The sequence below is a fragment of the Paraburkholderia tropica genome (genome assembly GCF_014171495.1).
Lineage (GTDB): Bacteria > Pseudomonadota > Gammaproteobacteria > Burkholderiales > Burkholderiaceae > Paraburkholderia > Paraburkholderia tropica.
On sequence record NZ_CP049136.1, the window covers coordinates 967,648 to 986,516 of the forward strand.

General features: G+C 63.0%; 17 protein-coding genes. 9 read left to right on the plus strand and 8 right to left on the minus strand.

Annotated elements, in window-relative coordinates; genetic code table 11:
- Window positions 1-68 precede the first annotated feature (68 nt).
- The 4 genes from G5S35_RS27815 (at window position 69) to G5S35_RS27830 (ending at window position 5,217) form a co-directional block, all read left to right on the plus strand.
- Window positions 69-1,505 carry an NAD(P)/FAD-dependent oxidoreductase gene (locus G5S35_RS27815; protein WP_237181758.1) on the plus strand — a complete coding sequence of 479 codons (1,437 nt, stop codon included), beginning with the start codon at window positions 69-71 and terminating at the stop codon, window positions 1,503-1,505.
- Between the two features lie 19 nt (window positions 1,506-1,524).
- Entirely contained in the window at window positions 1,525-2,448 is a 924-nt protein-coding gene (locus G5S35_RS27820) for a LysR family transcriptional regulator (RefSeq protein ID WP_183039534.1), read from the plus strand.
- A 157-nt stretch (window positions 2,449-2,605) separates the two neighbouring features.
- Window positions 2,606-4,147: a purine-cytosine permease family protein gene (locus G5S35_RS27825; protein ID WP_080180882.1), complete on the plus strand. Its 1,542-nt coding sequence runs from the start codon at window positions 2,606-2,608 to the stop codon at window positions 4,145-4,147.
- 209 nt (window positions 4,148-4,356) lie between these two features.
- Window positions 4,357-5,217, plus strand: a complete 861-nt coding sequence (locus tag G5S35_RS27830) for a mechanosensitive ion channel family protein (protein ID WP_183039535.1) — start codon at window positions 4,357-4,359, stop codon at window positions 5,215-5,217.
- A 4-nt stretch (window positions 5,218-5,221) separates the two neighbouring features.
- On the opposite strand, the gene G5S35_RS27835 is transcribed toward G5S35_RS27830, so the two are convergent.
- Window positions 5,222-6,616 carry a DHA2 family efflux MFS transporter permease subunit gene (locus G5S35_RS27835; protein ID WP_183039536.1) on the minus strand — a complete coding sequence of 465 codons (1,395 nt, stop codon included), beginning with the start codon at window positions 6,614-6,616 and terminating at the stop codon, window positions 5,222-5,224.
- A gap of 155 nt (window positions 6,617-6,771) precedes the next feature.
- On the opposite strand from G5S35_RS27835, the gene G5S35_RS27840 reads away from it, so the two are divergent.
- On the plus strand, window positions 6,772-7,167 hold the full coding sequence (locus G5S35_RS27840; RefSeq protein WP_065058873.1) for a hypothetical protein: 396 nt from the start codon (window positions 6,772-6,774) through the stop codon (window positions 7,165-7,167).
- Window positions 7,168-7,183: 16 nt separating this feature from the next.
- Here the strand turns inward: G5S35_RS27840 and G5S35_RS27845 are convergent, their stop codons facing one another.
- From G5S35_RS27845 to G5S35_RS27875, 7 genes are all read right to left on the minus strand, one after another.
- On the minus strand, window positions 7,184-7,465 hold the full coding sequence (locus G5S35_RS27845; protein ID WP_074986921.1) for a DUF971 domain-containing protein: 282 nt from the start codon (window positions 7,463-7,465) through the stop codon (window positions 7,184-7,186).
- Window positions 7,462-8,442, minus strand: a complete 981-nt coding sequence (locus tag G5S35_RS27850; protein ID WP_183039537.1) for a HEAT repeat domain-containing protein — start codon at window positions 8,440-8,442, stop codon at window positions 7,462-7,464. The genes G5S35_RS27845 and G5S35_RS27850 overlap by 4 nt, the downstream gene beginning before the upstream one ends.
- Before the next feature lie 58 nt (window positions 8,443-8,500).
- Window positions 8,501-8,746 carry a 4Fe-4S dicluster domain-containing protein gene (locus tag G5S35_RS27855; RefSeq protein WP_065058806.1) on the minus strand — a complete coding sequence of 82 codons (246 nt, stop codon included), beginning with the start codon at window positions 8,744-8,746 and terminating at the stop codon, window positions 8,501-8,503.
- A gap of 26 nt (window positions 8,747-8,772) precedes the next feature.
- Complete coding sequence (locus G5S35_RS27860; RefSeq protein ID WP_065058808.1) at window positions 8,773-10,509, minus strand: fumarate reductase/succinate dehydrogenase flavoprotein subunit; 1,737 nt, start codon at window positions 10,507-10,509, stop codon at window positions 8,773-8,775.
- Window positions 10,506-11,297 (minus strand): GntR family transcriptional regulator, encoded by a 792-nt coding sequence (locus G5S35_RS27865; RefSeq protein WP_065058809.1) that lies wholly within the window; start codon window positions 11,295-11,297, stop codon window positions 10,506-10,508. The genes G5S35_RS27860 and G5S35_RS27865 overlap by 4 nt, the downstream gene beginning before the upstream one ends.
- A gap of 167 nt (window positions 11,298-11,464) precedes the next feature.
- A complete protein-coding gene (locus G5S35_RS27870) occupies window positions 11,465-13,582 on the minus strand; it encodes a secretin N-terminal domain-containing protein (RefSeq protein ID WP_176081797.1) in 2,118 nt (705 codons plus the stop codon).
- A gap of 342 nt (window positions 13,583-13,924) precedes the next feature.
- A complete protein-coding gene (locus G5S35_RS27875; RefSeq protein ID WP_183039538.1) occupies window positions 13,925-14,128 on the minus strand; it encodes a hypothetical protein in 204 nt (67 codons plus the stop codon).
- Window positions 14,129-14,490: 362 nt separating this feature from the next.
- Between G5S35_RS27875 and G5S35_RS27880 the strand changes: the two genes are divergently transcribed.
- From G5S35_RS27880 to G5S35_RS27895, 4 genes are all read left to right on the plus strand, one after another.
- Entirely contained in the window at window positions 14,491-16,218 is a 1,728-nt protein-coding gene (locus G5S35_RS27880) for an alkaline phosphatase family protein (RefSeq protein WP_065058811.1), read from the plus strand.
- Window positions 16,219-16,318: 100 nt separating this feature from the next.
- Window positions 16,319-17,752, plus strand: coding sequence for a cytochrome-c peroxidase (locus G5S35_RS27885; RefSeq protein ID WP_183039539.1), 1,434 nt, complete (start codon window positions 16,319-16,321; stop codon window positions 17,750-17,752).
- A gap of 98 nt (window positions 17,753-17,850) precedes the next feature.
- On the plus strand, window positions 17,851-18,204 hold the full coding sequence (gene gspI, locus G5S35_RS27890; protein WP_080180900.1) for a type II secretion system minor pseudopilin GspI: 354 nt from the start codon (window positions 17,851-17,853) through the stop codon (window positions 18,202-18,204).
- Window positions 18,182-18,868 carry a PulJ/GspJ family protein gene (locus tag G5S35_RS27895; RefSeq protein WP_074986914.1) on the plus strand — a complete coding sequence of 229 codons (687 nt, stop codon included), beginning with the start codon at window positions 18,182-18,184 and terminating at the stop codon, window positions 18,866-18,868. Before gspI ends, G5S35_RS27895 begins: the two co-directional genes overlap by 23 nt.
- Window position 18,869 lies beyond the last annotated feature (1 nt).

Consider the following 18,869-nt stretch of genomic DNA (forward strand, 5'->3'; position numbering starts at 1 on the left):
TGGCGCCGCCCCGGCACTGGAATAGGAGACGCATCATGAATGACCGCGCCCAACTCTTCGAAGCGGGCATGCCTGCCGATGCAATCGACGCGCGCCCCGCCGCGCGCCAACCGGTCGCGCTGGGCGTGGAAGAAGCGCTCGCCCGCACCCGGCTGTTTCCGTACTGGCTCGACAATCCCGCCGAACCGCCCGCCGAGCCGAAGCTCACGAGCGACACGCGCGCCGATCTGCTGATCGTCGGCGGCGGCTTCACGGGTTTGTGGGCCGCGGTGCAGGCGAAGGAGCAGATGCCGGAACTCGACGTGGTGCTGATCGAAGCGGGCCAGGTCGCGCATGGCGCATCGGGCCGCGCGGGCGGCATCATCTCGACTTCGGTGATGCACGGCCTGCCGAACGCAGTGCGCGTATTCCCCGACGACATCGCCGAACTCGAAGAATTCGGCCAGCGCAATCTCGACGGTTTTGAAGAGACGCTCAAGCGCTACGACATCGACGCGGATATCGAATGGAACGGCGAAATGACCGTAGCCGTCGATCCCGAGCATGTCGCGCATCTGCAGGCCGATTACGATCTGCACACCGAATACGGCCACAACGTCGTGATGCTCGACGAGCAGGCCACGCGCGAGCAACTGAATTCGCCGCTGTTCGCGGGCGCGCTCTGGTCGCGCAATCGCAGCGGCATCGTGCATCCGGCGAAGCTCGCGTGGGGACTCAAGCGCGCGGCGCTCAAACTCGGCGTGCGGCTCTACGAACACAGCCCGCTCACGAGCGTGACCGACGAAGGCGAGAGCGTGTTCGTGAAGACGCCCGAAGGCAGCGTGCGCGCGAAGCGCGTGCTGTTCGGCAGCGGCACCGCGAAGGTGGGCATCGCCGACATCAATCGCCGCGTGCTGCAGGTGCGCGATCACGTGCTCGCCACCGAGCCGCTCACCGACGAACAACTCGCGCGCATCGGCTGGAAGAATCGTCAGGGCATTTACGACACGCGCACGCAGCTCAATTATTTCCGCCTCACGAAGAACAACAACATCATTTTCGGCGGCCTGGTGAGCTATCACTTCGACGGCAATCCGGATCCGCAGCAGGACCAGCAGCGCGAAACCTATTACCGTCTCGCGCAGGCGTTCTACAAGACCTTTCCGCAACTCGGCGACGTGCGTTTCTCGCACGCGTGGGGCGGTCCGATCGATTACTGCTCACGCGGCTCGGTGTTCGCCAAGCGTTATCTCGGCGACAAGGCGGTGTTCGTCGCGGGCTACACGGGTTTCGGCGTGGCCGCGAGCCGCTTCGGCGCGTTCATGGGCCTGAACATTCTGTTCGATCGCCAGAGCCCCGAGCGCACGCTCGACATCGCCAATCAGAGCCCCACGTATATCCCGCCGGAGCCGGTGCGCTGGCTCGCCGCGAAAGTGACCTTCCATGCGTTCGACGGCGCCGATGCCGAAGGCGGCTGGAAGCGCGCCTGGATCAAGGGCATCAAGGCGATGGGTTTCCCCATGTAAGTGACGGCGGCGCAGCGGCATGTTCTCCAATACTTCCGATCTCGACCTGCGACTCGTGCGGGTCTTCCTGGCCGTCGTGGACGCGCGCGGCATCACCGCCGCCGAAGCCACACTCGGCGTGCGGCAGTCCACCATCAGCTCGCAGCTCTCGGCGCTCGAAGCGCGCGTGGGCTTTACGCTATGCGAGCGCGGTCGCGGCGGCTTTCGTCTCACGTCGAAAGGCGAGCGCTTCGTGGCGTCGGCGCGCGCGCTGCTTTCGGCGACCTCGCAATTCGTCGCGCAGGTGCGTGACATCGATCGCAAGCTGGTCGGCACGCTGTCGATCGGCTTGATCGGCCAGGCCTCGCATGTGGAGAACGCGCGTCTCGCGGAAGCGATCGGCGCGTTTCGCAAGCGCGATCAGGCCGTGCGTTTCGCCATGCGCGTCGCGCCGCCGCAAGAGCTTGAAGAAAGCCTCGTCAATCATCAGCTCGATCTGGCGATTGGTTACTTCTGGCATCGCGTGCCGGGGCTCGATTACACCGAACTCTTCAGCGAGCGCCAGGTGATCTGCTGCGGGCGCGGGCATCCGCTCTTTCACGAAGCGCCCAACGCGACGCTCGACGATCTGCGCACGCATGACTGGATCTGGCGCAGCTATCCGGTGCCCGAGGAACTCGCGAGCATCGGCGAGCGCCAGGTCACGGCCATCGCGGACAGCATCGACGCGGCCACGGTGCTGATTCTCTCGGGCAGTCATCTCGGCTATCTGCCCGAGCATCACGCGGAGCCGTTCGAACAGCGCGGCCTGATACGCGTGCTCGGACGCGCGGCCTTCGGCTTCGACGTGCCGCTGCATCTCGCGACCAAACGCGGCACCGTCGACAAGCCCATCGTGCGCGCGTTTTGCGAGGACTTGCTCAACGTTTATGGCGCGCACGGAGGGGAGCGCGCGGCGGCCTGAGAAGCACCGCGTGGCCGCTGTATCGCGCCCGCATCGATACATTGGCCACGCGTGATGTGAACGTTTCGAATACGCAATATGGCGCGCACTCGCGTGATTTAGAGTGACCGTCAAGGTGAAGACAGCGCATCGCATCGATGCGCAAGGAGTGAGACACATGGCTGACAACACGAGCATTACGCAGATCGAAACATTCGGTTTCGAACGCATTCCCGACGTTTCGCGCTACGCGCGTCCCATCGATCTTTTCCGGCTGCTGTTCGGCGGCTGCAATACCTTTTCGACTTCCGTGCTGGGCGCGTTTCCGGTGCTCGTCGGGCTGTCGTTTCAGGCGAGCCTCTGGTCGATCGTGATCGGCGTCCTGGCGGGCACCTTCATGCTCGCGCCGATGAGTTCGTTCGGTCCGCGTAACGGCACCAGCGATCCGGTTTCGTCGGGCGCGCACTTCGGCATTCATGGCCGGATCGTCGGCTCGTTTCTCGCGCTGCTCACCTCGATTGCGTTCTTCTCGCTCGCGGTGTGGAGTTCGGGCGATGCGCTCGTCGGCGGCGCGCACAACATGGTGGGCGTGCCCGTGAACGGCTGGACGCTCGGCTCGGCTTACATGGTGTTCGCCGTGCTCGTGCTGGTCGTGTGCATCTACGGTTTCCGCTTCATGCTGTGGGTGAACAAGATCGCCGTGTGGGCCGCGAGTTTGATGTTCATTCTCGGCGCCTTCGCCTTCGCGAAGACTTTCGATTTTCACTACGCGGGTACGCTGCAACAAGGCAGCGCGGGATTCTGGGCGGCTTTCATCGGCGCGACGCTGGTGGCGCTGAGCAATCCGGTGTCGTTCGCTTCGACGCTCGGCGACTGGGCGCGCTACATTCCCGAGACCATTCCGCGTCGCCGCGTGATGGGCGCCGTCTATGCCGCGCAGATCGCGACCTTCGTGCCGTTCTTCTTCGGCCTGGCGACGGCGACTATCATCGCCACGCACGCACCGAGCTACATCACGTCGAACGATTATGTGGGCGGGCTGCTGGCCGTGTCGCCGCGCTGGTTCCTGTTGCCGATGTGCCTGATCGCGATTATCGGCGGCATGTCGACGGGCACGACCGCGCTGTACGGCACGGGCCTCGACATGTCGAGCATGTTCCCGAAGTTCCTCAACCGCGTGCGCGCCACGCTGCTGATCGGCACGCTGGCGATTGCGTTCATCTTCATCGGCCGCTTCGCGTTCAATCTGGTGGAAAGCGTGTCGACGTTCTCGACGCTCATCTGCACGTTCAGCTGCCCGTGGATGGCGATCATGGTGATCGGCTTCATGCAGCGACGCGGCTTCTATCTCGCCGACGATCTGCAGGTCTTCAATCGCGGCGGTCGCGGCGGTCATTACTGGTTCACGCGCGGCTGGAATCTGCGTGCGATGGGTGCGTGGCTGCCTGCTGCATTCATTGGCCTCTCGTTTGTGAATCTGCCGGGTCAGTTCGTCGGGCCGCTCGGCTCGCTGGCGGGCGGCTGCGATCTGAGCGTGCCGATTTCGTTCGCGGTCGGCGGCCTGCTGTATCTCGCGATGCTGTCGCTCTTTCCGGAACCGGAAGCGGTGTATGGCCCGCACGGCCGACGCTTCGTGCGCGGCACGCGTGTTGTGCGCGAAGAACGCAAAGAACACGAAAGCGTGCCCAATTTCGCGGCCAATCGTGAATACGCAGAGTAAGGATCTGAAGGCTGTTCACGAAACGCGTGTGCGGCGCGTGTATCGAATGATGTAACCGCATCGAAAGACGCAGGCATGGGACCTGCTCCGATATCACCAGTGCGAGCTTGCAGACTGGCCCCGTTTGATCGCCGCGTTACGCGGCGTGGGGTGCAGTGCAGGCTCGCGTCCTTTTTGCGCAATTTTTTGCAACGGGCTGGTGATCGACCATGGAAGATTTTTTCAATCGACTGTTTCATTTGCAGCCTACGCTGCTCGATTCGGCGACGCACGATGTCGTGCATCTGGTCGTGGCGGCGCTGATCCTCGCAGTGGGCTGGTGGATTTCGAATCGCGTGGCGCAACTGTCCGAGCACATGCTGGCGCGCTCGCACGCGGACCCGACGCTCGCACCGATGCTCGCCGGCATCATGGCGTGGGCCGTGCGCGTGATCGCGATCGTGGCCGCGCTGAGCGAAGTGGGCATTGCAACGGCGAGCGTGCTCGCGGCGCTCGGCGCGGCGGGTCTGGCCATCGGGCTCGCGCTGCAAGGCACGCTGCAGAACATCGCGGCGGGCATCATGCTGCTTTTTTTGCGGCCGTTTCGCGCGGGCGACGTGATCGAAGGCAGCGGCGCGGCGGCGGGTATCGTGCGCGAAGTGGGGCTGTTCACGACGCGTATCGAGCGCGGCGACGGCAACGCCGTGTTCGTGCCGAACAGTCAGATCTGGAGCAATCCGGTCATCAACTACAGCAGCGGCGGCACGCAGCGCGTAGACGTGACGATCGATCTCGCGCGGCGCGAACAGGTCGATGCGGCGATTGGCGCGCTCAAGAAAATGATCGCCGACGAACCGCGCGTGCTGGCGGGCACGACGCTCGCGCCGGCGATCGTCGTCGATCGTTATCCGGACGATGGCGGCGTGCGGCTGCGCATGAGCGTGTGGGTGCGCGATCCCGACGCGGCGTTTGCGACCGACGATCTGCGTGAACATGCGGGCGACGCGCTGGCGGCTGCGGGGATTGCGGTGAAGGGCGCGACGAAGCCGCTTGAGCACGAAGAGGCGGACGCGGCGCTGTCGCATTCATAAGCGCTTATTGCCGAATCACACGCACCGGCAGGCCCAGCGTCGCGAGCAGACACAGGCCGTGCAGCGCGGCGAGCAACACGAACGCGGGCACGAAATGCTGTGACTGCGCGACCGACGTGTCGCGCATCGCGAGCGCAACGGTCAGCGAAATCATCGTCGTCGCGAGCGGGCCGCCGATGCGCTGCGCGATGTTCAACGCAGTGTTGGCGGTCGGCAAATTCGCTTTCGGCAACGAGGCGTAAGCTGCCGAAATCGACGGCACGCTAATCGTGCCCTGGCCGAATCCGGCGAGCACCAGACTCGCGAACGCCCACGCCGTGGAATACGTGTGCGCGGCCATCCACGCGAACACGAGCGTGGCCGCGCATGCGAGCAGCGCGCCGCCGGCAGCCAGCGCGCGGCAGCCGAACTTCTGCGTCAATGGCCCGAGCACCGCGAACGCGGCCATCATGCCGACGCCCGTCGCTGCGAGCAGCGTGCCCGCCTGCGCCGCGCTCAGTCCGCACGCCAGCATCAGATACAGTGGCACGACGAGCTGGCGTCCGAACAGCATGCCGTTCGCGCAGCATTGCGTGACGGCGGCAATCGAAAAGACCCGCGTGGAGAAAATACGCACGTCGATGAGCGCGGCGTCGCGCTTGCGCAGCGAGTACGCGATGAATGCCGCGAGCAACAGCGCACCCGCGAGCACGCAGCGTTGTCCCTCGCCGCGCGCGGCGTTCTGCAAGCCATACACGAGCGCGACGAGGCCCGGCGAAATCAGCGCGAAGCCGAGGAAATCGAAGTTGCGCCGCGCGTGCGTATCCGCATCGCGCGGCAGCAGACGCCAGGCCATCGCCACACCCAACGCGCCAATCGGTACATTGACGAAAAAGAGCCACGGCCATTCGGCGCGCGCGAGAATCGCACCGGCCAGCATCGGACCGAGTATCGGCCCGAGCAGAATCGGCAGCGTGGCGTAACCCATCACGCGTTCGAGATGTTTACCCGCGACGCGTCCGATCATCATCTGCGCCATCGGCACGAGGATGCCCGCGATCAGCCCCTGAAAGAGCCGCGCCGCGATCAGCGCGCTCATGCTGTGCGCGAGGCCGCACAGCGCCGAAGCGAACGTGAAGGTGGAAAAGCAGAACACGTACAGGCGTTTTGCGCCGACACGGTCGACGAGCCAGCCGTTGAGCGGCAGCGTGAGCGCCATCGCCAGCAGGTAGCCGGTCACGATCCATTGCGCGGTGGCGAGATGCGCGTCGAGTGCGTGGCCGATGGTGGACAGCGACACGTTCACGAGCGTCGAGTCCATCTGCGACATGAACGAGCCGAGTGACACCACCGCCGCGACTTTCCAGACGGCGGGGGCGATGCGGTCCGCCGCAGTGGGGCGTGAATGCGGATCGGTCATGAAGGCGTTTGGCGGGCGTGGGTTCGGATCAGCCGCAAGCATGACCATTCGCCGCGCGGCTGGCAAGTCCATGTGCGCCTGCGGGCCGCGCCTGCGCGATGCCATTACAATGCCTCACTTCGACTCACTTCCGGTATTGCAACCGCATGCGCGCCATGAAATTCTTTCCCGCCTTCGCTCTCGCCACGCTTTCGATGACTGGCGCCACGCTCGCCTACGCGCAAGGCGCCGGTAACGCGGCGCAACAATCGTGCTCGATCGGCACCGTCAGCGGCGTGGGCGGCGCGGCGTCGAGCATGAGCGAGTACCTCGCGCTGCCCGAGCGCGATCGCTACAAATACTTCTCGGACCACCAGATCCAGTGCGACGTCACCGACGATAGCCGCGCGAAGAATTGCGTGGGTCTCACGAATCTGCGCAAGGATAAAGTCAGCATTTATGACGACAGCGACAGCGTGACGACCACCGTGGTCGCGAAGATCGAGCTGGAACACGGCACGTTTCCGGCGATCATCGTCGTGCGCAAGCAGGATATCAAGTGCGAAGACTGAAGAACGGCAACCGCGTTTAGCCGTTTGCGCTGAACGCTTCGAACCAGGGCCACGGAAAAATGCCGCGATCGTGGCCGTCGCTGAATACGAGTTGCACGCCGTAACCCATCGGCGCAATGTCGCGCACCGTGACATCGTCGGCGACGTCGATTACGCCGCCTGCGAGGCGCGTGCTTCTGCACGCCGAGCACGGGCAGGCGCGCCGCAACGCGGCGTGCGCGATGCGCTGCACGTCGCCGTTCGGCCAGACCAGCGAGAGCGCGTCGCGCGCCTGGCGTAGTTCGACCGGCGCGTTCACGGCGTCCGTCCTTCGCGCTGCTGCAACGCGATGCGCACCGCTTTGCGCACTTCCGGATCGCGGTCTTCGAGCGCCGCGCGCAACGGCGCGATGACCTCGGACGTATCGAGTTCGCCGAGCGCCAGCGCCGCTTCCTTGCGCAAATTGCTGATCGAGTGGTCGAGCAGCGCGATCAGGGCGGACGCAGCCTGCACGTCTCCCATGCGACCGAGCGCCCGCGCGGCACGCAGGCGCACTTGCCAGTAATCGTCCGCGAGCGCTGCGATCAGCGGATCGCGCGCGCGCGCCACGGGCAGCTTGCCGAGCGTGGTGGCCGCTTCCTCGCGCACCTGCCAGTCGGCGTCACGCAGCGCATGCAGCAGGGCGTCGCCGAGCGTGGCGTCGTCGATCGGGCCGAAACCCAGCGCGCCGGTGGCGGCGCGGCGCACGACCGCTTGCGTGTCGTGTGCGGCGACGTTGGCGAGCGGTCGCAGCGCGCGCGCATCCTTGAGCCAGCCGAGCACGGCTACCGCTTCGAGGCGCACGTCGGCATGAGTGTCGGCGAGTGCGTCGAGCGCCGGTTCGAAGGCGCTTGCGTCACGCAACTCGCGCAGGCCGCGCAACGCCGCGCGTCGCACGAACGGTTCGGCGCGCTGCGCCCAGCGGCGCAGCACCGGCGCGGACGTCGCGTCCTTGAGTTCAGAAAGCGCTTGCGCCGCCGCGTCGCGCACGTTGTCGTCGGCGTCGAGCAGCGCAGCGCAGAGCGCTTCGGTCACGGTTTCGCTTTCCCACGACGCCAGCACGGTGGCCGCTTCGCGGCGCACCTCCGGCGCGGCGTCGTCGCGCAACGTGCCGACGAGCATGCCGACAAGCTCGGGCGCTTCGAGGTCGCCAATATCGAGCACCGCAATCCGGCGCACGGTTGCGTCTTCGCTGGCGAGCCGCGCGAGCACGGCGGCGGCTTCGGGCGGCAAATCGGTGAGAGTCGGATCAATCATTGAACAGGATGGCTAATTAATGGCGATGGGCGGGCGATCGTCGAATGCGTCTCCATCGCTATCGAAGCAGATAGGGAATGTCGACTTTCACCGCGCCGGTCGGGCAATCGCGCTCGCAGGGCATGCAATACCAGCATTCGTCGAACTGCATGTATGCCTTGCCTTTCGAGGTGTCGATGGCGAGTAGATCGAGCGGGCAGACGTCGACGCAAACCGTGCAGCCTTTATCCGCAATGCAGCGTTCTTCGTCGATGGTCACCGGCGCGCTGCTGCGCTGAAAAATGTCGTGGGGCGTGAAGCTCATGATCGTTTCCTGATGGCGGCCGGCGATTAGTGCGTGACTAGTGCTTCTTCGCGTTGGATGCGCATGCGGTCGTACGCGCCGCGCTCGTCGTTCGAAACCGGCACGATATACGGCTCGACGGGGCGCTTTTCGCTGACCATGCGGCCCGCTTCGTCCTTGCGCAAATGCGTGTGGCAGAACCACTGTTCGTCGTCGCGCTGCGGAAAGTCCACGCGATGGTGATACAGGCCCCAGCGACTCTCGGTGCGAAACAGCGACGCGCGCGCGGCCATTTCCGCGCAGTCGCGAATCGCTCGCACTTCGGCGGCGCGCATCAGTTCATGCGGATTGTTGGCCTTGATTGCGCCGATATCTTCTTCGATCGCCTCGAAGCGTTGCAAGCCAATTTCCATTTTGCGCGTCGCTTTCGGCGGTTGCAGATAATCGTTCACCATGCGGCGCAATTTATATTCGACTTGCGAGGGCGCGAAACCGTCCGCGCGTTCGAGCGGCGCGTAAATGCGCGCGCGTTCGGCTTCGACCTGCTCGCTATCGAGCGGCGCGTGTTCGCGGCTTGCAGCATATTCCGCGGCGTTTTCTCCGGCAAACCAGCCGTAGGTGAACGCGCCGAGCATATAGTTGTGCGGCACGGCCGCCATGTCGCCCGCCGCATAAAGACCCGGCACCGTGGTTTGCGCGCGCGCATCGACATACACGCCCGAGGCGCTATGGCCGCTGCAAAAACCAATTTCGGAGATATGCATTTCCACCATCTGCTCGCGATAATCGGTGCCGCGTCCCGCATGAAAACGCCCCCGACTCGGCCGCTCGTTCGTGTGCAGAATCTGCTCGATGGTTTGAATCGTTTCTTCGGCGAGGTGATCGAGTTTCAGGAATACCGGTCCGTTGCCGCTTTGCAGTTCGCGGTAAAACTCCCACATCATCTGGCCGCTCCAGTAATCGCATTCGATGAAGCGTTCGCCTTTACCATTCGCCGTGAAGCCGCCGAGCGGTCCCGTTACGTAAGCACACGCGGGGCCGTTGTAATCCTTGATCAGCGGATTGATCTGGAAGCATTCGAGATTCGCGAGCGCCGCGCCCGCGTGATACGCCATGGCATAACCGTCGCCGGCATTGGTCGGATTCTCGTACGTGCCCATCAAATAGCCGGACGCGGGCAAGCCAAGGCGTCCTGCCGCGCCGCAGCAGAGAATCACGGCTTTCGCGCGCACGACCGTGAATTGCGCCGTGCGGCAGTCGAAGCCGAGCACGCCGCAAACAGCGCCTTGTGCGTCGGTCAGCAGGCGCGTGGTGACGATGCGATTCGTCATCTCGATGCGCGCGCGCTTGAGCTGCCGATACAGAATCTTCTTGATGTCGTGGCCTTCGGGCATGGGCAGCACATACGCACCCATGTGATGCACCTTCTTCACCGCGTAATCGCCATTGCCATCCTTTTCGAATTTCACGCCCCAGCGGTCGAGTTGCTCGATCGTTGTGAAGCTGTGCTTCGCATAGGCATACACCGCTTCCTGATCGACAATGCCGTCGTTCGCGATGGTGATTTCGCGCGTATATTGCTCGGGCGTGGCGTGGCCGGGAATCACGGCGTTATTCAGGCCGTCCATGCCCATCGAAATCGCGCCGCTGCGCTTCACGTGCGCTTTTTCGAGCACGAGCACCTTGAGTGCGGGATTGCGCTCCTTAGCCTTGATCGCCGCCATCGGGCCGGCCGTGCCGCCCCCGATCACCACGACGTCGTAGTCGAGCACTTCGGTATTCATTGCGTTTTCCTCGTTTGCGAACGGCCGCGCGCTCGCGGTTGAGCGGCTTTTTCGCGGTCCACGCGCAAGCGGTACTGGAATGCGTCGCCGCGAAAGTAGAGATATTCAAAGTCGATCGGCGTGCCTTGCGCGTCGTGCGTGGTGCGTTCGATGCGCAGCACGGGGCTGCCTTCTTCCACGCGCAGCGCGTTGACGATTTCATCGTCGGCGAGCATGGCGTCGATCGACACATCGGCGTGGCCGAGCGCGACGCCGCAATCGTTTTCGAGAATCAGAAAGATGTCGCGCGTGGCGAGATCGGCATTCGCCAGACGCTTGCCGAGCGACTCGGGCAACCACGTGAGTTCGAGCGAAACGGGTTCGCGATTGAGCAGGCGCACGCGGCGAATTTCGGTCACGTTCGCGCCTTCGGGCAGGCCGAGTTTCGCGGCGATATGGCGGTCGGCTTTCGTCACGCGAAAGCGCCGCAACTGATTGACGATCTCGTAGCCCATCGACGACATCGCTTCCGCGAAACCTTGCAGGGAAGTCACGTTCTGGAACGCGCGCGGCTTGGAGACGAACGTGCCTTTGCCATGCAGCTTGAAGACGAGCCCTTCTTTTTGCAGGTCGCCGAGCGCCTGACGCACGGTGATACGGCTCACGCCGAACATCGCGCAGAGTTCGTGTTCGGACGGCATGCGGCTGTGCGGCGGATAAGCGCCGTCGAGAATGCGCGCGCGCAGTGTCTCCTTGATCTGCGCATAGAGCGGCTGGGGCGCCAGCTCGACGAGATTGGTATTGGCCATCGGCTTGTGGGGTCGGCGTATCGCGGACTTGTTATGACAAGATGATCCGCAGTGTAGGCAACGCCGCCTGGGCCGCAAACGAAGGAATTCTGCTAAGGATGTGCCGCCGCGCAATTTGCGCGCGGGCGCGGCCCCTGGCGGCCGCGCCGGGTTGGTTCGCCGGCGGGTTACGGCGCGATGGAAGGCGGCACGCCGTCCGTGGCGGGCGGCAGAACCGCCGCGCGGCGCACGCGGGTCAGATCGACGATCTCGCCGTCGTGCCCTTGCAGGGCGGGCAGCGCGGGCACCGTGTCGTCCTTGACCAGCCAGTTATCGGATTTGTAGTTGGCCGAGCGCGCCTGCATATAGCCATAACGATCGGCGGCGATGGCCTGAAGCGTCGCGCCGTCGCGCACGATGACGGGCCGCAGGAAGATCAGCAGATCCTTCTTCTCGCGGCTCTTGGTTTCGTGCCGGAACAGTGCGCCGAGCACCGGAATCTTCGAGATCCACGGCGTGCGCGTGTTGCCGTTCGTATAGCTGTCGCTGATGAGGCCGCCGAGCGCCACGATCTGGCCATCGTCCGCGAGAATCGTGGTCTGCAACGAACGCTTGTCGATGGTATAGCCGCCCGATTGATCGCCGGTGCCGCTCTCGACGCTCGAATCTTCCGAATAGACCTGCATGGTGACCGTGCCGCCTTCGTTGATGCGCGGCTTCACGTTCAGAATGATGCCGACGTCGGTGCGCGAATACGTATTGAACGCATTCGCCGCCGATGAACTCGACGAACTCGTGGAATACGAACCGGATTCGATCGGCACGTTGCTGCCCACGAGAATGCGCGCTTCGTGATTGTCGAGCGTGACGAGACTCGGCGTGGACAGCACGTTCACGTCGGAATTCGTTTGCAGCGCGCGAAACAGCCCTTTGGTGCCGAGAATATTGCCGAAGCCCGCCACCACGCCCACATCGGTCGTGGTTTCGGCGAGCGATTCCAGGCCGGATGTCGTCATCCATTCAATGCCGAATTCACCGTCTTTTTCCGAGGTGACTTCCATGATCAGCGATTCGATATAGACCTGAACCTTGCGTTGATCAAGTCGCGCGATCACGGTGCTCAGATTGCGAAACACCGGATCGGGCGCGGTGATGATCAGCGAATTAGTCGACGTGTCGGCGACGATTTCGTTGCTGCCTTTGTCGCTTTGATCGTCGCTGGAATGCGCATCCGCTGAACCGCTGCCGCTCGAATTGCCCGAAGTGGACGAACTCGTGCTCTTGGTCGACGACGTATCCGATCCGCTCGGCAACGGCGGCAACGATCCATTGCTGTTGGGCAGCCCCGATGAACTCTGTGCGTTGCTACCGAGCGCGCTCGCGAGCGAATCGCTGCTGCCGCTTGACTGGCCGAGGATCTGGCGCAGCGTCTTGGCGAGATCGGTCGCATCGGAATTGCGCAAGGTGACGATATGGATATTGCCGGGCGCGCGCGTGGGCGTATCGAGCTTGACGATCAGCGATTGCGCTTCGTCCAGCCGTGCCGCGCTGCTCGAACGCAACAACACCGCATTGCTGCGCGTGTCGGGCGTGACCACGACTTTCTGCGTCGGATCGTTATTGCCGATGCCGCTCAGATCCAGCATTTTCGTGGCTTGCTGGGAGACGTCGGTGGCGTCGGCGTAGTTCAGTTGCACGACTGCGATGTGCGGCGCGGACGCCGCTTCCATGCCCGCGATGATGGTCGCGATGCGACGCACGTTGTCGGCGTAATCGGTCACGACGAGCGTGTTGTTGCTTGCGTTCGCGGTGATTGTGTTGTTGGGCGTCACCAGTTGCCGCAACGTCGGTTGCAGCGTGGCGGCCGACTCGCGATGCAGCTGAAACACCTGCGTGATGACCTGATCGCCGCGCGCGACCGGTTCATTGCCCACGTAAGTCGGCACGCCCTGATTCTTTGCGTCCACTTCCGGCACGATCTTGAGCACGCCGTGGTCCTGCAACAGCGAGAAGCCGCGCATGCGCAGCGCCGATTGCAGGGTCTTGAGCGCTTCGTCGTCGGGCACCGCATTGGCCGAGACCAGATCGAGCTGGCCTTTGATGCGGGGGTCGACAATGATGGTTTTGCCCGTGGCTTCGCCAATTGCGCGCGCCACGACGCTGATGTCCGCGTGCGCGAAGTTCATGACGACGGAAGCGTCGGCGGCGTGCGCGTAAATGGCGAAGCTGGCGGCTGCGGCGAGTCGCGCCGCGGTCGAGCGCAATACGGGAATGCGCGGCGCCGGATCGCGTTGAAGAGCTGTCATGGTCGCGTGGGCGTCGAGAAGGTGTGCAAGCATTGGCTTAGGGGCGAGCCACGGTAATAGGTTTGAATCGCACTGCGAATAACGGGGTGCTTCGGCTGACGAGAGCGTGAAGCGGGCGTCGCCTGAAATCTAATCGGACATGCGCGGCGTAACTGACTGAATTCTCTGGAGCGACGAAGTCTATTTTTTTCGCGTGGCTGAACAGTGACGATTCGTGGGAATGAAAATTAATGAACATTTCTATCCACGATGATTTCGCCCGCTATTTATTACGCGGATGTAGTGAATAGGTGGAAAGCGTAAGCAGGTGTCCAACGCCGACCGGTGCGGTCGGCGTGCGCTTCAATTCGCGCTCTGGTGGCAATCGGGCGGCGGCCCGTTGGGCGGAGGACCATCCGGATGATGCGGCGGCGTGGCGCCGTCGAAATGCGAGTTGGCGTCGTCGGACGGCGGGTGGCCCGGCGGCGGTCCAGGCGGCGGACCACCGCAAGGCGGACGCGGCGGCGCACCGTTTGAATCGCCGCCGCCCGGATAGGACTGGGCCATGGCGCTCACGGCGGCACCGCCCAATACAACGCATGCAATCAAGGCTTTGAACTTCACGAGACGCTCCTCCTGATTGATTAACTCGTGTTCTTACGGCGTTGATCGCGCAACGGTTTAAATCTCGTTGCGCGAAGCGCAGTATTGCTTATAAACATGACAACGCGCAGCACGCTTTTACGCTTTCAAACCCGTATTTTTTTGGAAGGAATGCATCTTGAAAGAATCGTGAATAACCGGTGTTGTACCTGAAATATTCGATACGTTTCGACGTCACATTGGCAATGCATCATTCCCGCGCTGCGAAAAGAGCGAAGCAGTGGTCATTCAAAAACAGTAAATCAACGTAAAAGAAGGGGATTTTGATGCGCCGAAAAGTGACAGCCATCGCACTGGCTGCGATTGCAAGCTGGCTAGCCGCGTGCGGCAGCAGCACGAACAGCACCACCGTCAGCGCGCAAGATGCGTTGACGACCGCCACGCCGATCAAGCATCTCGTGGTGATCTACGGTGAGAACCAGTCATTCGATCATTACTTCGGGACTTATCCGAACGCGGATAATCCGTCGGGCGAGCCGGCCTTCACGGCGGCTTCCGGCACGCCGACGGTCAATGGCCTGACCACCACGCTGCTGACCGACAACCCGAATTCATACAATGCCACGAATCTCACGATTTCGGGCATTACGGCCGCCTATCTCGAGCCGTTCCGTATCGACCGTTCGCAGGCGAATACCGCTTCGCAGAACCACAATTACAGCCCCGAGCAGGAAGCCGAAGACAACGGCGCGATGGACGAATTCCCGTATTACACGGGTAAAGCCACCACGACCGGCTCCGGCGTGTTCGACACGAAGGGCATGGTGATGGGCTATTTCGACGGCAATACCGTCACCGCGATGTGGAACTACGCGCAGCAGTTCGCGATGAACGACAACGCCTATACGGGCACGTTCGGTCCGTCCACGCCGGGCGCGCTTGAAGTCATCTCCGGTCAGACCAACGGTGTGACCTTGACGACGGGCACGAGCACCAACAGCACGACCATTTCGAGCGGCACGTCGCTGAGCACGCAGGCGATTGCCGACGGCGCGGACGGCTTCTCGCTGATTGGCGACCTCGATCCCACCAACGACGCCTGCACGATCTCGAACGACAGCAGCACGACGGTCACGGCCGCGATGTCGTCGTCGAACAAAAATATCGGCGATCTGCTGAATTCGGCGGGCATTACGTGGGGCGGCTTCATGGGCGGCTTCAATCTGGACACCGTCAACGCGAACGGCACGACCGGCTGCACGCGCAGCACGTATTCGTCGGTGCTCAATTCGTCGATTGTCGATTATGTGCCGCACCACGCGTGGTTCCAGTACTACACGACGACCTCGAATCCCGCGCACACGCGCCCGACCTCGACGGCCTATATCGGCTACACCGAACCGAAGGACAGCACGTCCACGCCGGTGCATCACCAGTACGACATCAACGACTTCTACACGGCGGTGAAGGCCGGCAATTTCCCGTCGGTGAGTTTCCTGAAGGCGCCGGCGGTGCAGGACGCGCACGCGGGTAATTCCGATCCGCTCGACGAGCAGGCTTTCGTAACCAACGTCGTGAACTTCCTCGAAGAGCAGCCGGACTGGAAGAACACGGCCGTGATCATCGCTTATGACGATTCGGACGGCTGGTACGACCACCAGTACATCACGCCGACGAGTTCCTCGTATTCGAGCAACGACTATCTGAACGGCACGAGCACCTGCGGTACGGGTACGGCGCCGCTGGGCGTGACGGGCTCGCCGGTCAACGGCCGTTGCGGCCCGGGCACGCGCACGCCGTTCATCGTGATTTCGCCGTGGGCGCGCAGCAATTACGTGGATAGCACGGCGATTACGCAGGCATCGATCACGCGCTTTATCGAAGACAACTGGCTGGGCGGCACGCGCATCGGCAGCGGTTCGTTCGACGATACGGCGGGCAGTATCACCGCGATGTTCAATTTCAGCGGCAGCGGCAATACCGGCAAGCTGTATCTGGATTCGAACTACGGCACGAAGCTGTCTTCGGCGCCGGCCATATCGGTGACGAACTAGCGGCACGGCCACGCTCGACGCGTGGTCTGAGCAGCGGGTTGGCGCAGGACGCCGACTCGCTTTTCGCCTATTCGCTGTTTATCTCTTAGTTGTTGTCGCCATGAATTCAAGCTCGAATGTTGTTCCGCCGTCGACCGCGCTTAGCTCGCAGAATGCGGGCGCGCCGCGCCGATATCGCCTCGTGCTCTGGAGCGCGTTGGCCGTTCTGCTGCTGATGATGACGTGCGCGGTCTACGCGTTTGCGTATCCGGAGCGTATGCCGAAAGCCGTCGGCGAAATGCTCGAAAACGAGTTTGGCGTGAACCCGCATCCGGTTCATCTGATGCGGCCGCAGAATGCGCCGTTGAGCTTGCTGGCGCAAATCGGCAAACAGATTTTCTACGATCCGTCGCTCTCCGCGTCGGGTACGCAATCTTGCGCGTCGTGCCATAGCCCTCAGCATGCTTATGGTCCGCCGAACGCGCTCGCCGTGCAGTTGGGCGGCGAGCATCTGACGCTCGAGGGTTACCGGCCGCCGCCGTCGCTGACCTATCTGTATCGTCAGGCGAACTTCAGCATCGGCCCCGATCCCGTGGATATGGACACGACGCCGGTGAGCCTCACCGATACGGCACAGCAGGCGCAAGGCGTGGCGCGCGCGCAGAAGAACGCCGGCGTCGCGCCGGCCGCGCCCGCGATGGTGCCGCAAGGCGGCCTGTTCTGGGACGGCCGCGCGGATACCTTGCAGGCGCAGGCAATGGGGCCGCTGTTCAATCCGGTGGAAATGGCGAATACGAGCGAAGCCGAAGTCGCGCAGAAATTATTGCGCGGGGGTTATGCCGAGAAACTGAAGAAGCTCTTTGGACCGGCGATGCTGCATTCGCCGGTGATGTTGGTCGATGAAGCGATGTCGGCCGTCAGTCGCTATCAGATCGAAGATGCCTCGTTCCATGAATTCAACAGCAAATACGACGAATGGCTCGAAGGCAAAGCGCGTTTGAGTCCGGCGGAATTGCGCGGTCTGCGTCTGTTCAACAATCAGGACAAGGCGAATTGTGCGGGTTGCCATTTGAGTCAGCCGGGTCGCGATGGATTGCCGCCGCTCTTTACCGATACGCAATACGAGGCATTGGGCGTGCCGCGTAATCCGGCGCTTGCGCAGAACAAGGACGCGAAATTTTTCGACATGGGCGTTTGCGGTCCCTATCGTCATGATCTCGCCACTCAGACGCAGTATTGCGGCATGTTCCTGACGCCGACGCTGCGCAATGTCTCGACGCGTCAGACGTTCTTCCATAACGGCGTGTATCGCGACCTCAAACAGGTGATGGATTTTTATAATCTGCGCGAGACGAGCCCGGAAAAGATCTATCCGCGCGATGCGGCGGGCAAGGTGGAAAAGTACAACGATATTCCGCCGAAATACGCGGCGAATATCGATGTGGCGGACGCGCCGTTCGATCGCAAATTCGGCGACAAGCCCGCGATGTCCGAGCAGGATATCGATGACATCATTGCGTTCCTGAAGACGTTGACGGACGGGTACAAGAATTGAGCGCAGTGTGTTCGAGTGCGGCTTCCGTAACGGCCGCGTCGGGATCCGTGGCCACGCGCGGATCTCGACAGGTCAATCGATGCGCGCGCGGTTTCACGATGATCGAAGTGCTCGTCGCGCTTGCGATTATTGCCGTGGCGCTCGCGGCTTCGCTGCGCGCGGTCGGCAATCTGGCGTCGAGCGATGCCGAATTACATCGGCGCATGCTCGCGGGCTGGACGGCCGATAACGCCTTGACGGAATTGCGCCTCACGCACGCGTGGCCCGCGCCTGGTGTGCGGCAGTTCGATTGCTCCGAAGGCAATCTCGCGCTGATGTGTACGCAGCGTGTGAGCACGACGCCCAACGCGCAATTCCGGCGCGTGGAAATATCGGTCACGACGCCAGGCCGCAAAGAAACGCTGGCGCAAGTCATGACGATGCTCGACGATGAAAATAACCGCTCGCTCTAGACGCCGCGCCAAACCGCGTGCGCGTACGCGCGGCTTTACGCTGATCGAACTGATGGTGGCTATCGCGATTCTCGCGGTGGTCGCCGTGCTTTCCTGGCGCGGACTCGACGCCATCGCGCGCGGCCGCGATGCGATCTCGCGTTCGATGGACGACGAGCGCGTATTTGCGCAGTTGTTCGATCAGATGCGCATCGACGCGCGGCAAGCGGTCTCCGATGACGAAACCGGCGGCAGTGCGATCGTCGCTGAGCGTTCGGGCCTGCAGATCGTGCGCACGTATGCGGTCGGGCAGGATCGCGCGCCGCGTCTTCAAGTGGTGCGCTATGAGGTCGCCAATGGGCTGGTGACGCGTTATGCGTCGCCGCCGCTGCGCAATTTCGGCCAGGTGCGTCGTGCGATGCGCAGCGGCGCGGACAGCACGTGGACGGCGGTGCCGCTCATGAGTGGCGTCGGCGAGATTCAGGTCCGTATGTTCGTGCCGCCGGGCGGCTGGACGATGCAGATGGCAGACGTGCGCAACGCCATCGAAACCAACGACAACAATCTGACGATTCCGCAACTGGCCGCGATGCCGTTGCCGCGCGCCGTGGCCGGGTTCAAGGTCAGTATCCGGTCGTCGTCGCTCGCGCGGCCCATCGACCGCGCGTTTCTGGTGGGAGAGTGAC

Excerpts from the sequence above, each read along its gene's own strand:
- G5S35_RS27815 (WP_237181758.1), top strand. The coding sequence starts at position 69 with ATGCCTGCCGATGCAATCGACGCGCGCCCCGCCGCGCGCCAACCGGTC.
- G5S35_RS27820 (WP_183039534.1), top strand. The coding sequence starts at position 1,525 with ATGTTCTCCAATACTTCCGATCTCGACCTGCGACTCGTGCGGGTCTTC.
- G5S35_RS27825 (WP_080180882.1), top strand. The coding sequence starts at position 2,606 with ATGGCTGACAACACGAGCATTACGCAGATCGAAACATTCGGTTTCGAA.
- G5S35_RS27830 (WP_183039535.1), top strand. The coding sequence starts at position 4,357 with ATGGAAGATTTTTTCAATCGACTGTTTCATTTGCAGCCTACGCTGCTC.
- G5S35_RS27835 (WP_183039536.1), bottom strand. The coding sequence starts at position 6,616 with ATGACCGATCCGCATTCACGCCCCACTGCGGCGGACCGCATCGCCCCC.
- G5S35_RS27840 (WP_065058873.1), top strand. The coding sequence starts at position 6,772 with ATGAAATTCTTTCCCGCCTTCGCTCTCGCCACGCTTTCGATGACTGGC.
- G5S35_RS27850 (WP_183039537.1), bottom strand. The coding sequence starts at position 8,442 with ATGATTGATCCGACTCTCACCGATTTGCCGCCCGAAGCCGCCGCCGTG.
- G5S35_RS27855 (WP_065058806.1), bottom strand. The coding sequence starts at position 8,746 with ATGAGCTTCACGCCCCACGACATTTTTCAGCGCAGCAGCGCGCCGGTG.
- G5S35_RS27860 (WP_065058808.1), bottom strand. The coding sequence starts at position 10,509 with ATGAATACCGAAGTGCTCGACTACGACGTCGTGGTGATCGGGGGCGGC.
- G5S35_RS27865 (WP_065058809.1), bottom strand. The coding sequence starts at position 11,297 with ATGGCCAATACCAATCTCGTCGAGCTGGCGCCCCAGCCGCTCTATGCG.
- G5S35_RS27870 (WP_176081797.1), bottom strand. The coding sequence starts at position 13,582 with ATGACAGCTCTTCAACGCGATCCGGCGCCGCGCATTCCCGTATTGCGC.
- G5S35_RS27875 (WP_183039538.1), bottom strand. The coding sequence starts at position 14,128 with ATGGCCCAGTCCTATCCGGGCGGCGGCGATTCAAACGGTGCGCCGCCG.
- G5S35_RS27880 (WP_065058811.1), top strand. The coding sequence starts at position 14,491 with ATGCGCCGAAAAGTGACAGCCATCGCACTGGCTGCGATTGCAAGCTGG.
- G5S35_RS27885 (WP_183039539.1), top strand. The coding sequence starts at position 16,319 with ATGAATTCAAGCTCGAATGTTGTTCCGCCGTCGACCGCGCTTAGCTCG.
- gspI (WP_080180900.1), top strand. The coding sequence starts at position 17,851 with ATGATCGAAGTGCTCGTCGCGCTTGCGATTATTGCCGTGGCGCTCGCG.
- G5S35_RS27895 (WP_074986914.1), top strand. The coding sequence starts at position 18,182 with ATGAAAATAACCGCTCGCTCTAGACGCCGCGCCAAACCGCGTGCGCGT.